Annotated in this window: 1 protein-coding gene; it reads right to left on the bottom strand. The window is 54.6% G+C overall.

Features of this window, described 5'->3' with window-relative positions; translation table 11 throughout:
- Positions 1-1,770 (bottom strand): immunoglobulin-like domain-containing protein (locus LRP50_RS25170; RefSeq protein ID WP_337992931.1); only part of this gene is annotated, 1,770 nt, incomplete at both ends.

Here is a 1,770-nt window from a genome sequence, read left to right as displayed (position 1 = left end):
AGATGGGTTATCCGGCAGCACTTCAAATCCACCGCCCGATGTGCCCGTCACCGCGACTTCAAATACGTCATCATCATTGGTCTCAAGGATGGCATCATCCAAGGTCGCCACGGTGAAATCGGTCGAGGTGGTGTTGGCGGAGATCACCACTTCTCGCGTCACGGGGGTGACATCGCCATCTTCCGAGGTTTTGTGTCCAACAACGACAGTCACCGTCAGTGCCGACGTCGGCGCTTCTGAAATGGTCAATGTATAGCTGGCGTCTTCGCCTTCAATGACGGACGCATCGCCCGTTAACGTCAGGGTGGGTTTATCCGTTGACGTGGTGTCTTCATTGATCGTCGTTTCGACCGCCGACGGGTTATCCGGCAGCACTTCGAATCCGCCGCCCGATGTGCCCGTCACGGACACTTCAAAGACATCGTCGTCATTGGTCTCAAGGATAGAGTCATCCAGCGTCGCCACGGTGAAATCGGTCGACGTCGTATTCGCTGCGATCACCACTTCACGGGTCACGGGGGTGATATCGCCATCTTCGGAGGTCTTATGACCAACAACGACAGTCACCGTCAGTGCCGACGTCGGCGCTTCTGAAATGGTCAATGTGTAAGACGCTTCCGCGCCTTCAATGACAGACGCATCACCCGTTAACGTCAGGGTCGGTTTATCGGTGCCTGTCGTGTCTTCGTTGATCGTGGTTTCGACCGCCGATGGATTATCCGGCAGCACTTCATAACCGCCACCTGATGTGCCTGTCACTGAGACTTCGAACACGTCATCATCATTGGTCTCAAGGACTGCATCATCCAAGGTCGCCACGGTGAAATCCGTCGACGTCGTATTCGCCGCGATCACCACTTCTCGCGTCACGGGGGTGATGTCGCCATCTTCTGAGGTTTTGTGACCGACTACGACAGTGACGGTTAAATTGGACGTTGGCGCTTCGCTAATGGTCAATGTATAGCTGGCTTCTTCGCCTTCAACGACTTCAGAGTCACCCGTTAACGTCAGGGTCGGTTTATCAGTGCCGGTCGTGTCTTCGTTGATCGTAGTTTCGACCGCCGATGGGTTATCTGGCAGCACTTCAAATCCGCCACCTGATGTGCCGGTCACCGAGACTTCAAACACGTCATCGTCAGTGGTTTCGAGGATGCTGTCATCCAGCGTTGCCACGGTGAAATTGGTCGACGTCGTATTAGCCGCGATCACCACTTCACGTGTCACGGGGGTGACATCACCATCTTCTGAGGTTTTATGCCCAACAACGACTGTTACGGTTAAATTGGACGTTGGCGCTTCGCTGATGGTCAGCGTGTAGCTGGCTTCTTCGCCTTCAACGACTTCAGAGTCACCCGTTAACGTCAGGGTGGGTTTGTCCGTTGATGTGGTGTCTTCATTGATCGTGGTTTCGACTGCCGACGGGTTATCCGGCAGCACTTCATAACCACCGCCGGATGTGCCAGTGACTGAGACTTCGAACACATCATCGTCAGTGGTTTCGAGGATACTGTCATCCAGCGTCGCGACCGTGAAATCGGTCGACGTGGTGTTCGCCGCGATCACCACTTCACGGGTCACAGGTGTCACATCGCCGTCTTCTGAGGTTTTATGTCCAACAACGACAGTCACGGTTAAAGCTGTTGTGGGTGCTTCTGAGATACTGAGCGTGTACGACGCTTCTTCGCCTTCAATAACGGACGCATCGCCCGTTAACGTCAGAGTCGGCTTGTCGGTGGACGTGGTGTCTTCGTTGATCGTGGTTTCGACCGC

The sequence above is a fragment of the Enterovibrio gelatinilyticus genome, assembly GCF_028683095.1.
In the GTDB taxonomy this organism is placed as follows: domain Bacteria; phylum Pseudomonadota; class Gammaproteobacteria; order Enterobacterales; family Vibrionaceae; genus Enterovibrio; species Enterovibrio gelatinilyticus.
Note: the sequence above shows the minus strand (reverse complement) of the source record. Positions and strands in the feature narration are given on the sequence as shown.